The organism is Paenibacillus xylanexedens, assembly GCF_007676705.1.
Lineage (GTDB): Bacteria > Bacillota > Bacilli > Paenibacillales > Paenibacillaceae > Paenibacillus > Paenibacillus xylanexedens_C.
Genome location: NZ_VEBF01000004.1, coordinates 35,959 through 54,979 on the forward strand (window position 1 = coordinate 35,959; position 19,021 = coordinate 54,979).

The 19,021-nt window shown below is 46.3% G+C and carries 23 protein-coding genes and 1 other annotated feature; of the genes, 11 read left to right on the forward strand and 12 right to left on the reverse strand.

Going from position 1 to position 19,021, the window contains the following annotated elements:
- The first annotated feature begins 59 nt into the window (after positions 1 to 59).
- Positions 60 to 935 (forward strand): sporulation protein YunB, encoded by an 876-nt coding sequence (yunB, locus tag FS628_RS21505; RefSeq protein ID WP_145325056.1) that lies wholly within the window; start codon positions 60 to 62, stop codon positions 933 to 935.
- 179 nt (positions 936 to 1,114) lie between these two features.
- Here yunB and FS628_RS21510 read toward each other — a convergent pair whose 3' ends face one another.
- Complete coding sequence (locus FS628_RS21510) at positions 1,115 to 2,185, reverse strand: M23 family metallopeptidase (protein ID WP_145325057.1); 1,071 nt, start codon at positions 2,183 to 2,185, stop codon at positions 1,115 to 1,117.
- 240 nt (positions 2,186 to 2,425) lie between these two features.
- Between FS628_RS21510 and lipA the strand changes: the two genes are divergently transcribed.
- Together lipA and FS628_RS21520 are read left to right on the forward strand one after the other, a co-directional pair.
- A complete protein-coding gene (gene lipA / locus FS628_RS21515; RefSeq protein ID WP_145325058.1) occupies positions 2,426 to 3,325 on the forward strand; it encodes a lipoyl synthase in 900 nt (299 codons plus the stop codon).
- 14 nt (positions 3,326 to 3,339) lie between these two features.
- Entirely contained in the window at positions 3,340 to 3,759 is a 420-nt protein-coding gene (locus tag FS628_RS21520) for a YutD family protein (RefSeq protein ID WP_260871135.1), read from the forward strand.
- Between the two features lie 26 nt (positions 3,760 to 3,785).
- On the opposite strand, the gene FS628_RS21525 is transcribed toward FS628_RS21520, so the two are convergent.
- Positions 3,786 to 4,589, reverse strand: coding sequence for an NAD kinase (locus FS628_RS21525; protein WP_145325059.1), 804 nt, complete (start codon positions 4,587 to 4,589; stop codon positions 3,786 to 3,788).
- 104 nt (positions 4,590 to 4,693) lie between these two features.
- Positions 4,694 to 5,947 (reverse strand): sporulation integral membrane protein YlbJ, encoded by a 1,254-nt coding sequence (ylbJ, locus tag FS628_RS21530; protein WP_145325060.1) that lies wholly within the window; start codon positions 5,945 to 5,947, stop codon positions 4,694 to 4,696.
- A 152-nt stretch (positions 5,948 to 6,099) separates the two neighbouring features.
- Here ylbJ and FS628_RS32045 point away from each other — a divergent pair, with 152 nt between their 5' ends.
- From FS628_RS32045 to FS628_RS21540, 3 genes are all read left to right on the forward strand, one after another.
- The gene (locus FS628_RS32045; RefSeq protein WP_222125274.1) at positions 6,100 to 6,264 is read left to right on the forward strand and encodes a hypothetical protein; all 165 of its coding nucleotides are present in this window, start codon (positions 6,100 to 6,102) and stop codon (positions 6,262 to 6,264) included.
- 244 nt (positions 6,265 to 6,508) lie between these two features.
- Positions 6,509 to 6,886: a globin domain-containing protein gene (locus tag FS628_RS21535; RefSeq protein WP_145151723.1), complete on the forward strand. Its 378-nt coding sequence runs from the start codon at positions 6,509 to 6,511 to the stop codon at positions 6,884 to 6,886.
- Between the two features lie 43 nt (positions 6,887 to 6,929).
- Entirely contained in the window at positions 6,930 to 7,661 is a 732-nt protein-coding gene (locus tag FS628_RS21540) for a DUF2225 domain-containing protein (RefSeq protein WP_145325061.1), read from the forward strand.
- Between the two features lie 12 nt (positions 7,662 to 7,673).
- Here the strand turns inward: FS628_RS21540 and FS628_RS21545 are convergent, their stop codons facing one another.
- Positions 7,674 to 7,907: a hypothetical protein gene (locus FS628_RS21545; protein ID WP_017692378.1), complete on the reverse strand. Its 234-nt coding sequence runs from the start codon at positions 7,905 to 7,907 to the stop codon at positions 7,674 to 7,676.
- Positions 7,904 to 8,074: a YycC family protein gene (locus tag FS628_RS21550; protein ID WP_105409906.1), complete on the reverse strand. Its 171-nt coding sequence runs from the start codon at positions 8,072 to 8,074 to the stop codon at positions 7,904 to 7,906. Before FS628_RS21550 ends, FS628_RS21545 begins: the two co-directional genes overlap by 4 nt.
- Positions 8,075 to 8,413: 339 nt before the next feature.
- On the opposite strand from FS628_RS21550, the gene FS628_RS21555 reads away from it, so the two are divergent.
- Together FS628_RS21555 and FS628_RS21560 are read left to right on the forward strand one after the other, a co-directional pair.
- Positions 8,414 to 10,213, forward strand: a complete 1,800-nt coding sequence (locus tag FS628_RS21555) for a M3 family oligoendopeptidase (RefSeq protein WP_145325062.1) — start codon at positions 8,414 to 8,416, stop codon at positions 10,211 to 10,213.
- Positions 10,214 to 10,483: 270 nt separating this feature from the next.
- Positions 10,484 to 10,900, forward strand: a complete 417-nt coding sequence (locus tag FS628_RS21560; protein ID WP_145325063.1) for an O-methyltransferase — start codon at positions 10,484 to 10,486, stop codon at positions 10,898 to 10,900.
- Positions 10,901 to 10,979: 79 nt separating this feature from the next.
- Here FS628_RS21560 and FS628_RS21565 read toward each other — a convergent pair whose 3' ends face one another.
- Together FS628_RS21565 and FS628_RS21570 are read right to left on the reverse strand one after the other, a co-directional pair.
- Positions 10,980 to 11,213 (reverse strand): alpha/beta-type small acid-soluble spore protein, encoded by a 234-nt coding sequence (locus FS628_RS21565; RefSeq protein WP_145325064.1) that lies wholly within the window; start codon positions 11,211 to 11,213, stop codon positions 10,980 to 10,982.
- A gap of 205 nt (positions 11,214 to 11,418) precedes the next feature.
- On the reverse strand, positions 11,419 to 12,393 hold the full coding sequence (locus FS628_RS21570) for an aldose 1-epimerase (RefSeq protein ID WP_145325288.1): 975 nt from the start codon (positions 12,391 to 12,393) through the stop codon (positions 11,419 to 11,421).
- A gap of 245 nt (positions 12,394 to 12,638) precedes the next feature.
- Positions 12,639 to 12,908: a binding site (T-box leader), on the forward strand.
- A 74-nt stretch (positions 12,909 to 12,982) separates the two neighbouring features.
- Here FS628_RS21570 and trpS point away from each other — a divergent pair.
- Positions 12,983 to 13,975: a tryptophan--tRNA ligase gene (trpS, locus tag FS628_RS21575; RefSeq protein ID WP_145325065.1), complete on the forward strand. Its 993-nt coding sequence runs from the start codon at positions 12,983 to 12,985 to the stop codon at positions 13,973 to 13,975.
- Positions 13,976 to 14,089: 114 nt separating this feature from the next.
- Here the strand turns inward: trpS and FS628_RS21580 are convergent, their stop codons facing one another.
- On the reverse strand, positions 14,090 to 14,290 hold the full coding sequence (locus FS628_RS21580) for a hypothetical protein (RefSeq protein WP_145325066.1): 201 nt from the start codon (positions 14,288 to 14,290) through the stop codon (positions 14,090 to 14,092).
- A 120-nt stretch (positions 14,291 to 14,410) separates the two neighbouring features.
- Between FS628_RS21580 and FS628_RS21585 the strand changes: the two genes are divergently transcribed.
- Entirely contained in the window at positions 14,411 to 14,632 is a 222-nt protein-coding gene (locus FS628_RS21585) for an alpha/beta-type small acid-soluble spore protein (RefSeq protein WP_056702318.1), read from the forward strand.
- A gap of 117 nt (positions 14,633 to 14,749) precedes the next feature.
- Here FS628_RS21585 and FS628_RS21590 read toward each other — a convergent pair whose 3' ends face one another.
- The gene (locus FS628_RS21590) at positions 14,750 to 15,730 is read right to left on the reverse strand and encodes a metal-dependent hydrolase (protein ID WP_145325067.1); all 981 of its coding nucleotides are present in this window, start codon (positions 15,728 to 15,730) and stop codon (positions 14,750 to 14,752) included.
- 440 nt (positions 15,731 to 16,170) lie between these two features.
- On the opposite strand from FS628_RS21590, the gene FS628_RS21595 reads away from it, so the two are divergent.
- Positions 16,171 to 16,782, forward strand: a complete 612-nt coding sequence (locus tag FS628_RS21595) for an SCO family protein (RefSeq protein ID WP_145325068.1) — start codon at positions 16,171 to 16,173, stop codon at positions 16,780 to 16,782.
- A gap of 73 nt (positions 16,783 to 16,855) precedes the next feature.
- On the opposite strand, the gene FS628_RS21600 is transcribed toward FS628_RS21595, so the two are convergent.
- The 3 genes from FS628_RS21600 to FS628_RS21610 form a co-directional block, all read right to left on the reverse strand.
- Positions 16,856 to 17,203 carry a toprim domain-containing protein gene (locus FS628_RS21600; protein ID WP_145325289.1) on the reverse strand — a complete coding sequence of 116 codons (348 nt, stop codon included), beginning with the start codon at positions 17,201 to 17,203 and terminating at the stop codon, positions 16,856 to 16,858.
- Positions 17,204 to 17,370: 167 nt separating this feature from the next.
- Positions 17,371 to 17,556 carry a hypothetical protein gene (locus tag FS628_RS21605; RefSeq protein ID WP_145325069.1) on the reverse strand — a complete coding sequence of 62 codons (186 nt, stop codon included), beginning with the start codon at positions 17,554 to 17,556 and terminating at the stop codon, positions 17,371 to 17,373.
- 132 nt (positions 17,557 to 17,688) lie between these two features.
- Positions 17,689 to 18,864, reverse strand: a complete 1,176-nt coding sequence (locus tag FS628_RS21610; protein WP_145325070.1) for an MFS transporter — start codon at positions 18,862 to 18,864, stop codon at positions 17,689 to 17,691.
- Positions 18,865 to 19,021: the final 157 nt, after the last annotated feature.

Consider the following 19,021-nt stretch of genomic DNA (forward strand, 5'->3'; position numbering starts at 1 on the left):
AACAGTGCATAAGGTTAACATATATCCTATAGCTCATCCCGCAGGGGAGGGACACTTCGATGATGAGAAGAAGATGGCGAGGCCGGAGACGTCGTAAACCGCCAAGCGGTAAACGCAAAATGTGGTTAATCATTTTATTGGTTACAGCGTTTTGTTTGATGCAGGGTTTTGCCTATGTGGATAAGAAAATGAAGCCCCCGATCATGCATTTGGCCAAGATCAGAGTGAAGCAGATTGCAACCGAAGCGATCAACAAGGCGATTACAGCACAGGTGGCAGATGGTAAAACCAATGAAGGGTTAATTGACTGGAAGACGGATACCGCCGGGAAAGTGTCCGGTTTCATGCTGAACTACAATGAGCATATGCGAATCACCGCAAGTACGATGAATATCGTGCAATCCACGCTTCAGAATGTACACATGTTAAAAGAAAAGATACCGCTGGGGCAGGCGCTGGGCAGTCCGGTGTTGGCCTCATTTGGTCCGAGTATACCGGTTCGTATCGAGCCTCAGGGCGCTGTCAAAGTGGATCTGAACACCCGTCAACAGAATGCAGGCATTAACATGATTTTGGTGGAAGTGTACATTCATATCATTGCTGAGGTCGCAGTAGTGGTTCCCTTCGATATGGAGCCCGAAACGGTCGATACGGAAATCCCGATTTCTTATCTTCTGGTTGTCGGCGATGTGCCAATGTATTATTACGATAATCAGGGCAAGCCAGTAGGCAGTAACGGTAGTCAGGCCCCGGCTATTGCACTGCCATCAGGGCATACGGGGGTATCAAGCGGTAGTGAAATCACTACGAATCCCCCTAGCCAGAACCAGCAACAGGCACCAACAGACAATGTACATGGGAACGAGCTTGAATTTGAGCCGGATCTGCCGGATATCAATGGGGGATTGCAACCTAATAAGGATACGCAGCCATGATGCACACAAATTTGAATTGCAAAGCAAAGAAAGGGGCCTCTAATAAAGAGGTCCCTTTTTCGAATGCTTATCGTACTCTGAGCCGAAGAGAATCGACTTAAATCCCGGCAATTTACAGGTTTGGGTCAAGACATGAGGTGTACTCCAAATTGCTTCCCACGTACGGGCATATCCTCGTCTCACTTGTTTTTCGTATTCTTCTGTTTGCGTTCTTCCTGTTCCCAATGTTTCAGCTGTGGGTAAGGATCGAACGACCATTCGTGCAGTCCGCTGTCCCGGTAAATCCCATAGTGCAGATGAGGAGGGAATTTACCCTGTGTCCCAGGTTTGCCATAACCCGAACTGCCAACCCATCCCACGACCTGACCGGGGATAACCACTTCACCGATGCGTGCGCTCTTGTCAAAACCCGAGAGGTGGGCGTAGTAATGATAATGGTTGTTCAAATCGCGAATTCCGATGCGCCAGCCGCCAAACGGGTTCCAGCCTTTGATCTCCACGATCCCGTAACAGGTGCTGCGCACAGGTAGTCCATGCGGAGCGAAGATGTCGGTTCCCTCATGAATGCGATAGCCGCCCCAACTTCGTTTCGTACCCCAGGTGCTGCGGTAGGAGTAGTTGGTTCCGAGCGGCACGGGAAAGGCATGTCCAAATAGATCCAAGTTGTCAAAATGCTCATATAACTTCGCGAATTGTTGTATCCGTTGTACAGCACGGGAGTTGTGATAATATTCCCACAGGGCAATGTTGAAGTCCTCTTGCTTGTGTCCGTAACCCTGAATAACAGAAGCTATGCTGTACAGCACATCCTGATCATTGTTGGCATCTGCCAGGCCATCCCCAGAACCGTCACGTCCATATCCGTTGAAAAAGAGAATGGAGTTCGGGTGTTGATCCGTCTCATCAGGATTTAGCCATCCTCTCCATGCCGGAGAGGTCATGAAAATACCTGTAAGTCGCTCAGGATGCTTGCGATCCTTCGGGTGTGCACGGGTAATCGTTCGTTCATACTGATCAATTGCGGCCAGCCTGTACCAGGGAATCTGAGTCATCTGACCGATGCTCTCGTATAAATGACGACGTGCAGCGAAAATTTCTGCGGGCTTTAGCTCAGCTGCCTGTGGTTTGGGAGCGGCCCCGGAGGGTTCACTGTAAACATCAACAGGCAAGAATGGGAGAAGCAGAGTACCTGCAAGTAATGTTTTGATCCAAAAGCGGTATGTGTGCCTGAAGGTCAAGCGTTGTTGCACTGGGAAGCAGCCCCTTTCCATTAGAATGATACAAGGTACCCGATGAACCAAGCTAAAGGTTAGCGTTCTTCAAAAGTCCTCATTTTATCCATGTGAGCTGTCGTTATGAATCGAATGAAACAAATTGTCCAGAGCAGGGTTGAATGCACAAGATGTGACAAATGGGGGTTTTTCCAGCGCTTTCATGGTATAATATGTTCCGAGCAACAGCCTAACTTCAGTAGAAAGAAGGTTTATGCATTGGCTAAACGTGTTAAAGAACCGAAACCGGATTGGATTCGGATCAAATTGACAACCGGCGATAACTATCAGGAAATGAAAACGATGATGCGTTCCAAAACGCTGCATACGGTATGTGAGGAAGCACGGTGTCCGAATATTTATGAATGCTGGGCCAATCGAACGGCCACTTTTATGATTTTGGGCGACATTTGCACAAGGGCATGCCGTTTTTGCGCGGTGAATACAGGCTTGCCAACGGAGCTTGATTTGCAGGAACCAGAACGTGTGGCGGAAGCAGCAGAACAGATGAATCTGCAACACTGCGTAATTACAAGTGTAGCCCGTGATGATTTGAAGGACGGGGGAGCTACGATTTTTGCAGAGACGGTAAAGGCCGTGCGGCGGCGCTTGCCATTGTGCAGCGTTGAAGTACTCATTCCAGACTTTCTGGGCGATCGGGAATCTTTGCAGATTGTAATGGATGCCAAACCAGACATTCTGAATCACAATATTGAGACAGTTGAGCGGTTGTCAGACAAAGTGCGTGCCAAGGCCAAGTATAGACGTTCACTGGAATTGCTCGCTCGTGCCAAAGAAATGCAACCTAACATCCCAACGAAATCAAGCATTATGCTTGGTGTAGGTGAGGAATATAATGAAATTTTATCAACGATGGATGATCTTCGTGCGGTGAACTGCGATATTATGACGATTGGTCAATATTTGCAACCATCGGAGAAACATCTGTATGTTGAAAAGTATTATCCGCCAGAGGAGTTTGCTGCATTGAAACAGGAAGGATTGAAACGTGGATTCAGCCATGTCGAATCCGGCCCGATGGTTCGCAGCTCCTACCATGCGCATGAACAGGTGAAATCGGCTACCAAACATGCTGAACAGGCGGCAACACACGCGTGATGGAGGATACCGGATTGGAAGAAGAAAAAATCACAGAACAGATTCAGGAACAACTTCAGGAACAGATCCAGGAGCCGGTTCAGGAGTCAGGTGTTGAATTGGTTGAAGAAAAGCCCAAAGAACCGGTCATTGTACAGATCGGCGGCAAAAATTATGAAATCGTCCAGAACCACAAAGAGGGCTGGAACCCAGAAGTCTTCCGTGATCGTTACAGTGAAGTGCTGGAGCGTTACGATTATATTATCGGGGACTGGGGTTATAGCCAGTTACGGTTAAAAGGTTTTTACCGTGATAACCATCCCAAAGCTACGAAGGATTCCATGATCGCCAGTATGGTGGATTATATCAATGAATATTGTAACTTTGGCTGTGCGTACTTCGTGCTTCAGAAGAGCAAAGATCAACCTCAAGCCAAAGCAAAAAGCGGTTCCTGAGAAGGACCGCTTTTTTGGTGTGTATGTTAGTCCAGAAATGCCGTGCGGACCCGATTCCAGAATGGATAAGGACGGAAACGCGCAAAACTAACCTTGTGATTGGATACCTGACAACGCACAGATATGAGATCCTCCACCATTACGTTCACATGATCAATCGTCATTAATAACCGCTGATCCTTACGGGAGAAAATATCACAATGATGATGCTTGGGCAAAATAACCGGTGAACCGAGTGTCCGATAGACTCTGTTATTGATCGAAGCAATCTCCGCAATCTGAATGGCCTCAATGGTTGGATGCACCATGGCACCGCCAAGGGCTTTGTTGTATGCTGTACTGCCTGATGGCGTGGACACACAGATTCCATCTCCACGGAACATTTCAAAAGTCACATCGTTAATATCGACCTGGGCCACGACGGTACCGTCCACACCTTTTAATGTAAATTCATTAAGTGCAATGTAAGAGGAATTCCCCGACTTTTTACGAATCTCAAGCTCCAGAAGTGGATATTGTACAATACGTGGCTTAAGCCGCTCCGGATCTCCTTTGCCACTCATCAGTCTAACTAATTCACGTAATTCTTCCTTCTTCCAATCGGCATAAAAGCCGAGATGGCCTGTATGAACCCCAACAAAAGCAATATCCGGAATGCGGTCGATGAAATTGTGAAATGCCTGCAGCATCGTACCATCGCCCCCGATGGAGATGACGATCTCCGGCGATTCTGCATCCAGCTTGAACCCTTCTTCCTTCGCCAGCGCATGAAACTGCTGACTGAGATCAATCGATAACTGGTCTCCGCGGTCTTGAACATAGTATCTCAAGATGAAAGCTCCTTTGTGGTCATTATACTACCGATGATAATCAATTCCGCGGAAGAACACAACGTTTGGATGCATATTCAGTTAAATGTAGATGAATGGTAGGCTTATTTTTTGGCTTGTCGACTAGGTTTGAGAATGGAACTTAATGCCGCCAACAATAGCAACAACACGGTGAGGCTTACAAAAACAATCATTCCGGACAAAAAGATCAGTCCCCAGTCCGGTGTATACGTCGATAATGATGGGATGAAACCGGGCTCCATTAGAACAGGGGAAGTAGAACGCCCCATCATGGGTGTCCATAACAGCAGGACGAGCACAGGTGCGATTAGCGCATGTATCGCCCTGGCAAATAGAAAGGGGCCGTATCTCATTGGTGTGTTACTGAGGACACTCATAATCTGCGCATGGACGGATAGTCCGCCCCAGGAGAGTACAAATGCAGCTGCCGCTACTTTATATACGAGTGGAATAGAGGTACTGACACCTCCAGCTTCCTTGGCCCCCAGTGTTACTTCAAATAAACCCCCGACCAAGCTAGGAGATAAGGATGGAGGCAATCCGGTATACTGTAGCAATTGCTCGGTAATCCTGTACAATCCGCCAAGCCAACCGGTCTGCACAAGTAACTCCATCATGACCGAGAAGAATACAACCAGCCCTCCTACGATAATAATAAGGCGAAGGGATGAGGAGACTGCCTGGCGCAACAGTTCACCAAATGCCCGTCCGTCAGCCTTTCTTGCTTCATGCATCGCATAGATGGCGCGGATTAGTCTGTTTTGATGCTTCTCCTCTGATGGAGCTTTAGAAGAGATGTCTGGGTGTGAGCCTTTCGCTGCACCCCCGTGGAAACGCATGAGCACACCCACCAGAAAAGCAGCAGCATAATGGCTTGCAACCAATACTGGAGCAATGGCAACATTGTGAAAGAACCCAACCGATACAGCTCCTATCATGAAGATCGGATCGGATGATGTGGTGAAGGCAACGAGCCGTTCTCCTTCTTCCCGAGTAACCAATTTTTGTTCCCATAACTGGGCGGTCAGTTTAGCCCCTGTAGGATAACCGGATGCACAACTTACGGCAAATACAAAACCACCGCTTCCGGGCACACGGAACAATGGACGCATTAGTGGGTTCAGCAACGTACCGAGAAAATGAACAATCCCGAATCCGAGCAGCAGCTCGGACAGCACTAAAAAAGGAAAAAGGGAGGGAAACAATACGTCCCACCAGATGGACAGTCCGCGTACACCTGCATGCCAGGTTTCCGCTGGGAACAAGACCATTAACACACAAAGGATCAGGAGAGCGAGTGTGATCAGGACATGGGTGAGTCGTTGTGGAGCAGCCATGAGTTCTTCTCCTTTATTTTTGGAATGGTCGGTGTGCAGCAGTCAGTGGCGCTTTTGCCATCAATATATGAAAAAAAGCGGACAAACAGTACAAAATTATATATAGAAAGCGCTTGCAAAAGTGGCTGTGTTTTTGAGTGATGTGTGCTAAAATGGGAAAAACGCCTGAACGTCACCTAATTGTCTCCAAGGTGGAATTCAATTCGGATGGAGTGATGATCATGAGTCTTGTCACCGGGATCCTGGTCTGTGCTTTTGTATATGTGATACGTGCCTCGCTGGTACGCTCTGAGGAAGAGGATTGGCGGAGTTATTAATGGAATATCTAGTGCGCCAACCCATGCGGTTGGCGCTTTTTTTGTGTAATGTTTTGAAAAAGGTCCTATATACAGATAGCTGGTCATGCATCCTGATGATTTCATGTTATATAGGACTTTTTGGTTTTTTTTGATAGAATGGAGATAAAGGCTTTTGTAGCCTGGATATTGTTACTGTTTTCACAATGTTCACGGAACGTGTAATATATGGCAAAATTCGACATCAGAAAGGGGAATCAGACGAATGAATCCCAGTTTGAGTATTTATGACAATCTTGGCGGCGAGAAAGGTGTTCGCGCACTGGTCGAGGCTTTCTATCCGATCGTTCAGCAGAATGAGCAACTGGCGCCACTTTTTCCGGAAGATATTCAGCCGGTCATCGACAAGCAGTATATGTTTTTGTCTCAGTTTTTTGGAGGGCCAGGGCTGTTTTCCGAAGCATTTGGACATCCAATGATGCGTGCCCGTCATATGCACTTTGAAGTGACGGTTGAACGGGCTGAGGCTTGGCTTGCATGTATGAATCAGGCGTTAACACAGATCGGTGTGGAGGAGCCCTTGCATTCGTTTATCCTGCAGCGTTTATCCGGGCCTGCACATCATTTTGTGAATACACCATAGTTCCGATTAGGATTATAAGCGTACGGGAGAGGGATGGGAGCGAGTGGAATTAGAGCCGCTGTATAAGGTGAAAGTGACGTGTCATTATTGCGAAACCGAGTATGACACCTCACGGGTAAGACCGAGCTTGAAAAGACCCTACCGAACGGATTCCGATTTTTGTGCTTACTACAAGCTGGAGAATCCGGATTTTTATGTGGTTCGCATCTGCCCGCAGTGCGGGTTTGCCTCCACGGAGAACGCAACGGAGCATTTGAATGATGCTCAGCGCAAGGCTTTTAAGGAACAGATCGGTAATCGCTGGGTGAAACGTGATTATAGTGGAGCACGGACATTGGACCAGGCCCTGGCTACGTACAAGCTCGCCTTGCTGTGCGCACAGGTTATCCAGGAGAAAGACCGTGTCGTCGCTGGCCTGCTGCATCATATTGCCTGGCTGTATCGTTATATGGAGGATCATGCACAGGAACATCGTTTTCTTGAATTTAGCCTTGAGGCTTATGTCAAGGTATTCGAACGTGAAGGAACGGGTGGCAATGAAGCCAAACTGTTGTATCTGCTCGGGGAATTGAACCGCAGGGTAGGCCGGTTCAATGAAGCGGTGCAATGGTTCGGCAAGGTCATTCATGACAAGCGGATCACAGATGCGGCTATGATTCGTGCTTCAAGAGAACAGTGGGCCGTGCTGCGCGAACAGATGATTTCAGGCAAGCTGGAACTCCCAGAAGAGATGCTGGAAGCAGAGAAAGAGGCTACGAAACGTAGCCCCCTTTAAGTTAAATCTTGATTAGTTACGGACTGGACGGCTGGATAACAAATAGTCACTGTCGTTGTCGATCACGGTCATGCTGGTATTACAGCAGGGGAAGACCAGTAATTTCTTTTTTCCTTCACGAATGAGCACAAGCTCTTTCGGTTTAAGGGGGAGCAGCACATTGCTTGCATGACAGTAAGGGCATTGCTGAACATAGATATCTCCCATGACAATATCGTAAGGCCAGCTGTTTTCAAACGGAATCATTCCTGTTCGCCTTCTGTTGCGGCAGGTTTGGATGCTTCTTGTTTGGCGAGTTCCGCAATCTTCTGCATCAGGATATGTTGGGGCATGTGCATCAGGTGCTCCAAAGGTACGCCCAAGGATTCTGCTAATTTGACGGCTGTATCAGCCGATACTTGTAAAGGTTTCATACGTTTACCTCCTGAAAGTTGCTATGAATACATGTTCAAAAAGTCTGGTTTTCAGTACCGAGAAGATGGAATGAAGCTAGAAATGGAGTAGCGGAGCGTAGGCAAACTACGTGAGCAACTACATTGTTTCCAAAGGAAACAACCTTCGTAAGCATCCGCTTATTTCGGCTGAATTTCATATTCGATGCTGATGATGCCGTTAGGCATGATTCGTAATCAAAAGTGGACTTTTTGAACAACCTCTGTAGCTATTTCTCTAGTATAGAGATACAGCACACAGAAAACCAGTTTTTAATTCAATCCTAATGATCAAATTTATAGAGAGAGGTGCCTGATTAAATGAAAACGCCATTACACCCCGTATGGGATCTGGAGTCCATTTTTAGTGGAGGTTCTTCCTCCGAATCATTCGCTGCATATCTGATTGAACTGGAAGAGGATGTACGTAAACTGCAACATCTGTTGAACGAAACGCCTGCACCGACTTCATTAGAAGAGACGGCTGCATTTGATCCCATTTTGGAACTGCTGCAAAGCTGCTATGTCCGCATATCGGAAGGTTCTGCGTTTGTAGGCTGCCTCTCATCGCAAAATCAGAAGGACAAGAAGGCAACGCAGCTTCAGGGGGCAATCAGTTCCCTTAGTGCGATGTTGAACGGCAGTAAGTCGAAGTTCGATAATACACTTAGTCAGACATCGGATTCGGTGTGGGATGAGTGGATTGCTCGGGAAGATATCCTGCCACTGGCATTTGCATTGAACGAGAGTCGCACGTTGGCTCGTGAGAAGCTGTCGCCAGAACTGGAAGGTCTTGCTCTGGATCTGGGTGTGGATGGTTACCATGGTTGGGGCAAATTCTATAACACGATTGTCAGCAAGGTAAACATTCCATTTGAGCAAGATGGGGAAACGGTGGTGCTGTCCGCAGGACAGGCTGCCAACAAGCTGAGCGATAGTGATCGGAACGTACGCGAGACGGTATTCGCCAACTGGGAGCAGGCTTGGACCGATGTCGAAGATTTCTGTGCAGATACACTAAACCACCTCGCAGGATTCCGTCTGAAGTTATATGAGAAACGCGGCTGGGATGATATCCTCAAAGAACCGCTGGCCATCAACCGGATGTCACGTCAGACACTGGATACGATGTGGGATGTGATTAACGGGGCTAAACCTGCCCTTGTTCAGTATCTGGAGCGCAAGGCGGAACTGTTGGGTGTAGACAAGCTCAGCTGGAGCGATGTAGACGCACCTGTAGGCCAATCGAGTGGCAAAATCACTTACGATGAGGCAGCGATCAATATTGTTGAACAGTTTGCTAAGTTCAGTCCTAAACTTTCTTCTTTTGCAGAGATGGCTTTCGAGAAACGCTGGATCGAAGCAGAAGATCGTCCTGGCAAGCGCCCAGGAGGATTCTGTACGTCTCTGCCACTTAGCAAAGCAACCCGAATTTTCATGACCTTCTCCGGGACGCCATCCAATGTGTCGACTCTTGCGCATGAACTTGGTCATGGATATCACCAACACATTATGGAAGAGTTGCCTGCATTGAATCAGCGCTATGCGATGAATGTGGCAGAGACGGCGTCCACATTTGCCGAACTGATTGTAGCAGATGCCCTGGTACAGGCGGCAACAGATGAGCAAGAGAAGCTGGCGTTGCTGGAAGACAAAATACAGCGCAGTGTGGCGTTCTTTATGAATATCCATGCACGGTTCCTGTTTGAGAATCGTTTCTATGAACAACGCAAAAAAGGCCTGGTCAACGCGGATGAGTTATCCAAATTAATGGTGGAGGCACAGCAGGAAGCGTTCTGCGGCGCGCTTGCATCAGATCATCCTCATTTCTGGGCATCCAAACTTCATTTCTATCTGACAGGTGTGCCATTCTATAACTTCCCATACACGTTCGGTTATATGTTCAGTGCGGGAATCTATGCAAGAGCACAGCAGGAAGGTACAGCATTTGCAGATAAATATGATGATTTATTACGTGATACAGGGCGTATGACAGTTGAAGAACTTGCTCAGAAACATCTGGGTACGGACCTGACACAACCGGATTTCTGGCAAAATGCTGCGGACTTGGTTATTGCCGATATTGAGCAGTTTCTGCAGATGACAGCAACCGAAAAATAGGTTGAAGATATATGAAATGGCTGCAATCCCGTGTTAACAGACACGGGATTGCAGCTTTTTTTGTTCGAGATCCCGATTTTTAGTTCTCGAATATTTTGTCGCAAATAAGTGAAAAAACTCGGTTTAAGGAAGTGGAATGGCAATTAATTGCGCAAATTATAGTCATAATTACCCAAGTTTATCATTCTTTGTTGAATGAGCACATATGATGTCATATAATGAGTCGTAAGTCCTTGTCATGTAGGACTATAAGCTTATAGGAGGAGTGTTATTATGAAAATTGAACAGCTTTCATTAGCACGACAATTAGATTTGGTATTCAAAGAGCTTGATCATGAATTATCAGGTTTAGATTCAGGGGTAGTTTTTGTGCAAATACGAAACAACGTAATTGGGAAATTTGGAATTCGACATAATCCGATAACCGGACGCGATGGACAGATGGAAATCGAGGATGGAGGATTAAACGATACCCAAAGAACTTCTTTCCGAGCGATGGCTCTGGAAACGTTGAAATTCAAGCGTAATTGGACACATGGAGAAATAGCGTATGACTTCACAGTAAGACAAGGTATGATTTTGGTAGATGCAACGATGGAATCCAATTACAATATGGCCAGCCTTATGATTCGTTACCCTAGAACCAATACATACAACAAGGATTCAGGTATGGAGTCGACCTCATAATTCATTGCACAAGAGAAAGCGGCACTTCCGAAGAAGGCCGCTTTTGTTTTTTAACGCTACTTAAGCAAAAATTACGAGCTTACGAACGACCCGATAATTGCTGCTCAGCGATTTGCACCAGACGTTTAGTGATGTATCCACCCAGAGAACCTGTCTCACGGGAAGTATAGTTACCGTAGTAACCATCTTGTGGAATCGTTACACCCAGCTCTTGTGCAGCTTCTATTTTCAATTGTTGCAAAGCAGCATTTGCTTGGGGAACGACCAGGTTGTTGGAGCGGCTACCGCTACCTTGGTTTTGACTTCCGTACATATGTGTCACCTCCTTATGGGTTGGTGATGTTAGTATGGTTAGAGAAAACGGAAATATACATGATATGGCGTAAGGGAAAATATGGATGATTAATGGTAGATATGTCATATAAAAAAGCCGACCCAATGCGGGTCGACAAGTTGTATAAGGATATCAAAATATAGGGTCATATGCGCAAAAGCAACATAGAGGATGATAAGCTCGCTTAGTCTGTAGGAGGTATAACCTCAATACGTGTAAATAGCTCAATAGGCTGTTCCGGTTCAAGACGAATTAACCCTGTCTGATCATCCGACAAAGCCAGATTGGGTGCATCCGGGAGCCAAGTATACGGTTCAATGCACAAGAATTGATCGGATTCACCTTTGGTAAAGAGAACCCAGTGTTTGAAAAATGCTTCATCTGCTGAATATTTCAATGTATAACCATCTTGTCTGCGTAAGTAAGCCGTGGCTGGTTCACCTTCGGTAGCTTTCAACAAAGTATCCCAGTTACGTCCCTGCAAGTTGATGCCTTCGTTCAGAGCAGACCATTCACCTAGAGATTCTATTTCACCTGTAGGGAGTTGTTCTTCATTCTGTCCGTATAGTCCGGAAACAGGCACTTGCAATGTCCAGTCGGCAGGTTTGCCGTCTAGCAAAAACCATGTATGATATCCCATCCCGAATGGAGCAGGTGTTGAGCTCAGATTGGTGACTCGCAGACGCTGGCTAAATACAGCGTTTTGCAGACTGAACGTCATCTCAAGCTTCAGGGGAATCGGGAATTGAGCCATCCAGTGATCTTCATTTTCAGTCAGTAATTCGGTCGTAATTGCACAGCCGTCTTCATCTTCCTCAATGTCACTGACACACCAGGATTGGGTACGGTGGAGACCGTGTATATGGTTGTCATTCGCCGTGTTCTGATCAAACTGGTAACGAACACCTTCATATTCGAATTGTCCCCGATGAATGCGTCCTGGTGGAATCAGAAGAGGAACGCCAAAATGGTACGGCTTCTGCAGATAAAAGGCAAGATCGTCTTCATCCGGACGACGGACGACATCTCTGTCCTGCACCAAATCGCGAATAGAAATAATATTATTTCCTAGACGCGGCAGCAGGGTGATTTCCAATTCACGGCTATGTAGGATATACGTGTCGTAACCATTCCATTGGCCTTTGGTCACTTGTTTCATATCGATGCTCCTTTTCCCACTTGAAATCTGTCTGCAAGCAGTTGTGATGACGATCTGCTGCAGGCGTGTCATTGTGTACATGCCAGCTATTTCCTGCTCTACTTTGAGTAAAGTAAACAATAGGATAAGCAATTCCATCATAACAGATTTTAGTGTGCGGGGTAAAAAAGTTCATCTCATTTTGACATTCGCGCCTGTGCGCATTAAGATGGAACTCTGAAAGCATTTAGTTAAAATTAAATGACATGAAATCGATGACAGGGATAAGTAGGCCAAGAGAACTCTCTTCAGAAAGCCGGTGGTTGATGCGAACCGGTGTGAGCTTTTTACCGAATGGACCCTTGAGTGTGGATTTGAACAGGCGTAGCCCATCGATAGGCTTGCCCCACTAGAGTCTGCCGTATAATCCACGTTACGGAACAATGAAGGCATTTCTTCAGCTTGACTTGAATTCAGGGTCAGGAGCAATGGAAGAAAAGCGAATAAGGGTGGCACCACGGTCTCACGTCCCTTGCGGATGTGGGGCCTTTTTGCGTTCGCAGAGAATGGCGGGAGCTTTTTATATACAATCAGGGAGGCGTTATGTGCAATGAAAACAGTACTTTCAGGTATTCAACCGAGCGGCAAGCTCACATTAGGTAATTATATTGGTGCAATCAAAAATTTTGTGAAACTCCAGCATGACTATCAGTGTCATTTCATGGTGGTTGATCTTCATGCCATCACCGTGGCTCAAGAGCCGGCAGCATTGCGTGAACAGTCAGAAGCTGTAGCTGCGCTGTTTATTGCAGCAGGCATAGATCCGTCGAAATCCAACGTATTTCTGCAATCCCATGTACCGCAGCACGCGGAACTGGGCTGGTTGATGACTACGCTGACCTCCATGGGTGAGCTTGAGCGTATGACTCAATTTAAGGATAAATCATCCGGTAAAGACTCCGTTGGTGCCGGACTGTTCGTTTATCCATCATTAATGGCTGCTGATATCTTGTTATACAATGCTGACCTTGTGCCAGTAGGTGAGGACCAGAAGCAGCATTTGGAGCTGACACGTGATCTGGCAGGACGTTTTAACCACCGTTATGGGGAGTACTTTACCATTCCAGATCCGTATATTCCACAGGTGGGTGCTCGGGTCATGTCACTTGATGATGCCTCTTCGAAAATGAGCAAAAGTAACCCTAACGCTGGCAGCTATATCGCTCTACTTGATCCGCCAGATGTTATTCGCAAAAAAATCAGCCGTGCTACAACGGATTCCGGGCGTGAAGTGGTATACGATCCGGCGAACAAACCGGAAGTTAGCAATCTGATGAGTATCTACGCGGAATGTGCCGGTATGACGCTTAAGGAAGTAGCGGAGCGTTATGAAGGCAAGATGTATGGTCCGTTCAAAAAGGAACTGGCTGAAGTGGTTGTGTCTGTAATTGAACCGCTGCAACAACGGTATAATGAGATTCGCGAGTCTGGCGAATTGGCCGAAGTCTTGGATACATCAGCCCGCCGTGCAGAAGAAGTTGCTGCTCAAACGTTGGATGCAGTGAAAGAACGTATGGGGTTTGTTCCTAAACGTAAACTGTAGTGGTGTACAATCATCATATTTCACGCAATGAATAGTTAACATGAATAAAGAGGAGCCCTAATGAAGGACTCCTCTTTATTTGTACGTTTATTATTGAATTATAAAATGACCTGGTCAAGAAGTAGGCTCTGAAGCGGTCGAGCGAACTTCCTGACGTTCTTTTTTGGCGCGAATCACAAATCCCCAACCAATGTTGGCAATGGACAGCACAAACAGTAGTGCGGCTAACCAACCAGAGTAGGAGATTGTAATTGCTGTAACCGCTAACAAGATGATCGAAGAGAATGCGAACCATAAGGATAAGCCTTTGCTCATTGGGAAAAACCTCCATCTACAAATTTAGTAAAATTCCGTATAACCTGAAGCGTACGAGCCATAATAATCTTGCAAGCTTGCAATACATTACAGACACAGATTGAAAGGAGATTATAAATTATGGCTCAAGGATCTCGTTCTTCAAACAACTTGGTGGTACCTCAAGCGACTGCAGCACTGCAACAATTGAAAATGGAGGCTGCACAGGAACTGGGTGTGACTATCCCACAAGACGGTTACTATGGTAACTACACTTCCCGTGAAACAGGATCTTTGGGTGGATATATCACCAAACGTCTGGTGCAAATCGCTGAGCAGTCTCTGGCTGGGTCTGGCAAATAATTTATCTTAACCAAACAGCAACAAAACAGGATAAACAGAAAGCCCGGGGCGGAAACGCTCCGGGCTTTCTCGCGTATCAGTTCCTATGTCTGATTGTGCCTTGCCATGCTCGCTTCGTCAAGGGCGTGCAGATAAAAGTTTTTTATCCATCTTCTCATCACTTAACCAGCCCACATACGTATCGATTGTTTCGAAATTCCGATCCATCACGACTACAGCGACAAATGGATACTGTTTCCGGTGTCGATAACGTACATCTGCCCAGCGTACCTTGTAACCGGCAGGCAATTCTTCAACCTCAGCCACCGCATAGGAGGTAAAGTAGAGGAAGGCACTGACTTCCGGCGATTTGCGTGAAGCAGCAACGGCTGCATGGGTAGAAGATGAGGCGTGCAGGCTCCATGCCAGATTAGAACCATCCATTTTACCAATCTCATAACTGCCATCTTTAACTTTTTTAACGATATGCCAGCGATTCCAGGATATCGTCGGAATGACGATATATTTTGCTTGCTCTGGGCTGTTATCGAGACGTCTAACCTTTCTAACCGCTTGTGCACGAGCAATCGTCCGCCATACATAATATAAACCAGTCAAGCTATACAACGTAATGAAGATTGGTGCAGGGGCGAACAGATCAAAGGCCCATAACAGGATAGCCACAACGTGCGTGGTGAATAGAAACGGATCAAAAATATGAATGATATTCCAGGCGATCCAGCGTTCCGTAAAAGGCCGGGCAGCTTGGGTTCCATAGGTATTGAACAGATCAGTGAATACATGAAAGCCTACGGCTACAGCGGTCCAAGTGGCAACGTGACCCATAGGGACACCAGGGAATATCAGTGCAATAACGCCAGTGATGAGCAGAACCCATAACAGGAGAAACGGCAGAGAGTGTGACAAGCCCCGATGATTCCGGATGTAAAGCGAATTGCTTTTGAGACGTAACGCAGTATCGATGTCAGGGGCCTGGGAACCGGCGATCGTGCCAACCATTACCGCAGCTGCAAGCATAGGATTTGACGCGACGATCGGATCGACATAAGCCAGACCGGCTAAACCAATCCCCATGACAAAATGTGTAGAGGTATCCATAAACGTCTCCTTTGTGTGGTGTATCGTTCTAAGGCATATTGCTTCTCTATCTAGGTGATACCCATATATAGTGTATAATATCCGCCTGTTAGGATGCAAAACACCCCAAATTCCAAAGTGATGACAATAAATGTATTATAACCAATAAATGTACGTGGTTTGTCAAACTATTTCCACATTTCCTATGGTAAACTTTATATCGGATACAGAGAGAAATTACGCCAGAGAATGCAAGATACAAATCGAATGATGTACAACGTTGAAATAATGTATGGGCATAGTTCCTTCAAACCGTTACAATAATATAGAATCTCATAAAAAGTAGGTTTCTTTGAATACATATGTCACAATGCATGGACTAAGCGTAACGAAAATGAGGACTTTTTTGATTCACATATGTATGCGTATTCATTAGAGGAGATATAGAAGGGACGAGGAAGATGCTGAAAAAGTACAAATGGACATGGATGCTGCTGGGGCTCGCACTGATTATGGCTGTGTATCTGATGTGGGGCACCGTATTTGCCAGTAAGGAAAAATTACCCGAGATTCGTGAAATCCAATCCTTTTCTATGGAAAATGTAGATGGGAGTACGGTATCCCTGGAGGATACTCAAGGGAAAGTCCGATTGTTCTACTTTTATTTCACCAGTTGTCCAGATGTCTGCCCGATTACGACGTTTACGTTATCCCAGGTGCAGGATCTGTTGAAAGAGGACGACACTTTCGGTAAAGATGTCTCGTTTGTATCCATTTCATTCGACCCCAAAGTCGATACAAGAGAGAAGATTAAGACGTTTGCGGACCGCTTCCATGCGGATTATGCAGGATGGTACTTCTTGCGAGGGGATATGGACAAAACAAAACAGTTCGCCAGGGATTCATTCCAGATCCTGATTGAAGGGGAGAATAAGGACGATTTTGCCCATATGAACATGATTGGTCTGGTGGATGAGAATAACCAGCTGCGCAAGGTATATAACGCATTTAATACAGAGGACGTCGTGCCAGCTGTAATTGCCGAGGATATTCGCAATCTGATCAACGAATAATGATCTAATTATCATGCTTAAGGCTGCCTTCAGGTTGGATCTCAACCCAAAGGCAGCCTTTTGGTATTTCATTTTAATAGGAAGGATGTTCAGGGTATTGGATGTATGTCTCTAACCCGGCCTTCTCCAGCTGGGCAATGAGATACTCATCAGGCGTTCCTTCTACACCTGCATATCCCCGTCGTGTATACATCTGTACTGCATCCGGGAAAGCATCCCGAAGCACACCTCTAATTTTTTTGCCGGAACTGTCATTATCCATAAATAAAAAGACTTCATCATATCCGACCTGTTTGCGCAAGGTCTCCAGCTTGAGTGAATTAAGTGTTCCAAACGTGCATAGAATGTTGATTTCGGGTCCAACCAGACGTTTTAGTTTGCTTCGGTCATTCTTACCTTCCACAATGACATGAATAGGCATCATATTCACCTCTTGTTCGAGAGCTTATGTCGACATTCCCCGGGAAATGTTGCAGCGAAAATCGACTGAATATATAAAATGGACTCCTTTCTTTACACGACTGCTAACTGGGTAGAACAACCCATCAAGACAATTCTCTGAAATCTTATTTTATGTGCATCATTAGGTCAGTAATAGCTTGCAGTGTCGTTCCGGTTACGGATCGTTCTTCCGATCGCTGTTGTCTCCAAATTTTCTGATTGATTTTTTATAGGTTGAAATATGGAGACAAAGGCGAACGCTACCGCTTCTTCAAAATCGATTCCGTCCCCTTCACTACTTTTGGCTAATCGTTCAACCTTAATAATCGTCAATAAGATAAAACCTTCGGTGATTGTGAAAGATAGATTTCCCAGTTAGCTTTTATCAACGTGTAAAACGTCAGTCCATTTTATATAGTTTAGCTGTAAATGGGGGAATGATGCAAAGCTAATGAAAATACTGGCCTAATTCAATATACTTTTCGAATCGGACAGGGAAGCTTCGCGTCTGGATGTATAGTATGGAAGCAGCAGCATACCAATCATCAATAAAACAAAGGCGATGAAATAGGGCGATAACCCGACACGGAGTTGCCCGGCTGTGATGGGGCCGATGAAAGAACCAATGGAAGTGGCGATGGATTGCAGCGAGAAGATTCGTCCCAACTTGCTTCCTCCGCTCAGACGGATAAATAGAGTGGCCATAGCTGGAAAGATAATACCTTTGGACATCCCAAGTACAAACAATACGGTAGACAACGGAATTTGCGGAATAGCTGCCATTACAAAAAAACATAAAGACATCAGTAGTACGCCTGCAACCAGTCGCAGTTTGGGGGAATACCTATTGAGAAATAACATGCTGAGTGTAAAGAGTGCCCCAATACTGATTATGGAGAACAAAAGGCCGGTAGACATCATGGATGAATGCCCTCCTCCCCGCAGGGGTAATTCGAAGAAGAGGATTCCCTGCGCACAGGCAATAACCAGCGGCAGGGCAAAGTAGCGCCAGGATACCGGCAGGAATACACTAGTGGCATCTGCGGGTGCAACGTCAGGTTTCGCAGGTTCCGTTACTTTCTCATGCTGTTTGACGATACCACGGGGCATGGTCATGAATGCAATGACACCTGTGAGTATAAGCAGATAACCTAAGCCTGAGAATGTAGCGGAAAATCCCATAGAACCTACAATGATTGCCCCAGCTGCTGGCGATACAACCGAGGCGAGCGTATGAACTACCCCGTGACCTGACATATACTTTCCTTGTTTCACCGGATCGCTGGATAGCTGTGCAAGCAGGGCGAGACATGCCGGAGACAGGAAGGCCAGCACAAAACCGCTGATGGAACGCAGCGCCAGCAGTTGCCATGGGGTATGGACATGGGCTTGCAAGAGCAGGATGAATCCTGCCCCAAGCAGACTGAACACAATGTAGCGGCGACTACCATGTTTATCAATTTGTGTTCCAGCAATGAGATTGCCAGGAAGATGCGTTAAGGAATAGATGCCCATCATCCAGCCGATGAAGGTAGGGGCAGCTCCAAGCGAGATGGCAAAAGGGGTCAAAATGGGATACTGAGCGTGCAAATCAAATACGGCAAGGAACAAAAACAGGTATAGCCAGATGGCTGTTTTCACATAAGCCCCTCCTTGTTAAGCGATGCATGTTCCAATTACAAGTCCTTGAACGTGTTCCCCGTTCGCTAGCAGAACCTCATGGTACTACTTGTACGCCTGGCGGGACGAACTTAGACCGTTTATTTTTACGAGGGAGGGCTTAGCTGACAGCAGCTTC

Bases quoted from the DNA above. Each gene is read 5' to 3' on its own strand.
- FS628_RS21585 (WP_056702318.1), top strand. From the start codon at position 14,411: ATGGCTCAAGGATCTCGTTCTTCAAACAACTTGGTGGTACCTCAAGCG.
- FS628_RS21600 (WP_145325289.1), bottom strand. From the start codon at position 17,203: ATGCCTATTCATGTCATTGTGGAAGGTAAGAATGACCGAAGCAAACTA.
- FS628_RS21550 (WP_105409906.1), bottom strand. From the start codon at position 8,074: ATGAAACCTTTACAAGTATCGGCTGATACAGCCGTCAAATTAGCAGAA.
- FS628_RS21570 (WP_145325288.1), bottom strand. From the start codon at position 12,393: ATGAAACAAGTGACCAAAGGCCAATGGAATGGTTACGACACGTATATC.
- trpS (WP_145325065.1), top strand. From the start codon at position 12,983: ATGAAAACAGTACTTTCAGGTATTCAACCGAGCGGCAAGCTCACATTA.
- FS628_RS21535 (WP_145151723.1), top strand. From the start codon at position 6,509: ATGAATCCCAGTTTGAGTATTTATGACAATCTTGGCGGCGAGAAAGGT.
- FS628_RS21565 (WP_145325064.1), bottom strand. From the start codon at position 11,213: ATGTACGGAAGTCAAAACCAAGGTAGCGGTAGCCGCTCCAACAACCTG.
- yunB (WP_145325056.1), top strand. From the start codon at position 60: ATGATGAGAAGAAGATGGCGAGGCCGGAGACGTCGTAAACCGCCAAGC.
- FS628_RS21595 (WP_145325068.1), top strand. From the start codon at position 16,171: ATGCTGAAAAAGTACAAATGGACATGGATGCTGCTGGGGCTCGCACTG.
- FS628_RS21545 (WP_017692378.1), bottom strand. From the start codon at position 7,907: ATGATTCCGTTTGAAAACAGCTGGCCTTACGATATTGTCATGGGAGAT.
- FS628_RS21555 (WP_145325062.1), top strand. From the start codon at position 8,414: ATGAAAACGCCATTACACCCCGTATGGGATCTGGAGTCCATTTTTAGT.
- ylbJ (WP_145325060.1), bottom strand. From the start codon at position 5,947: ATGGCTGCTCCACAACGACTCACCCATGTCCTGATCACACTCGCTCTC.
- FS628_RS21590 (WP_145325067.1), bottom strand. From the start codon at position 15,730: ATGGATACCTCTACACATTTTGTCATGGGGATTGGTTTAGCCGGTCTG.
- FS628_RS32045 (WP_222125274.1), top strand. From the start codon at position 6,100: ATGGGAAAAACGCCTGAACGTCACCTAATTGTCTCCAAGGTGGAATTC.
- FS628_RS21580 (WP_145325066.1), bottom strand. From the start codon at position 14,290: ATGAGCAAAGGCTTATCCTTATGGTTCGCATTCTCTTCGATCATCTTG.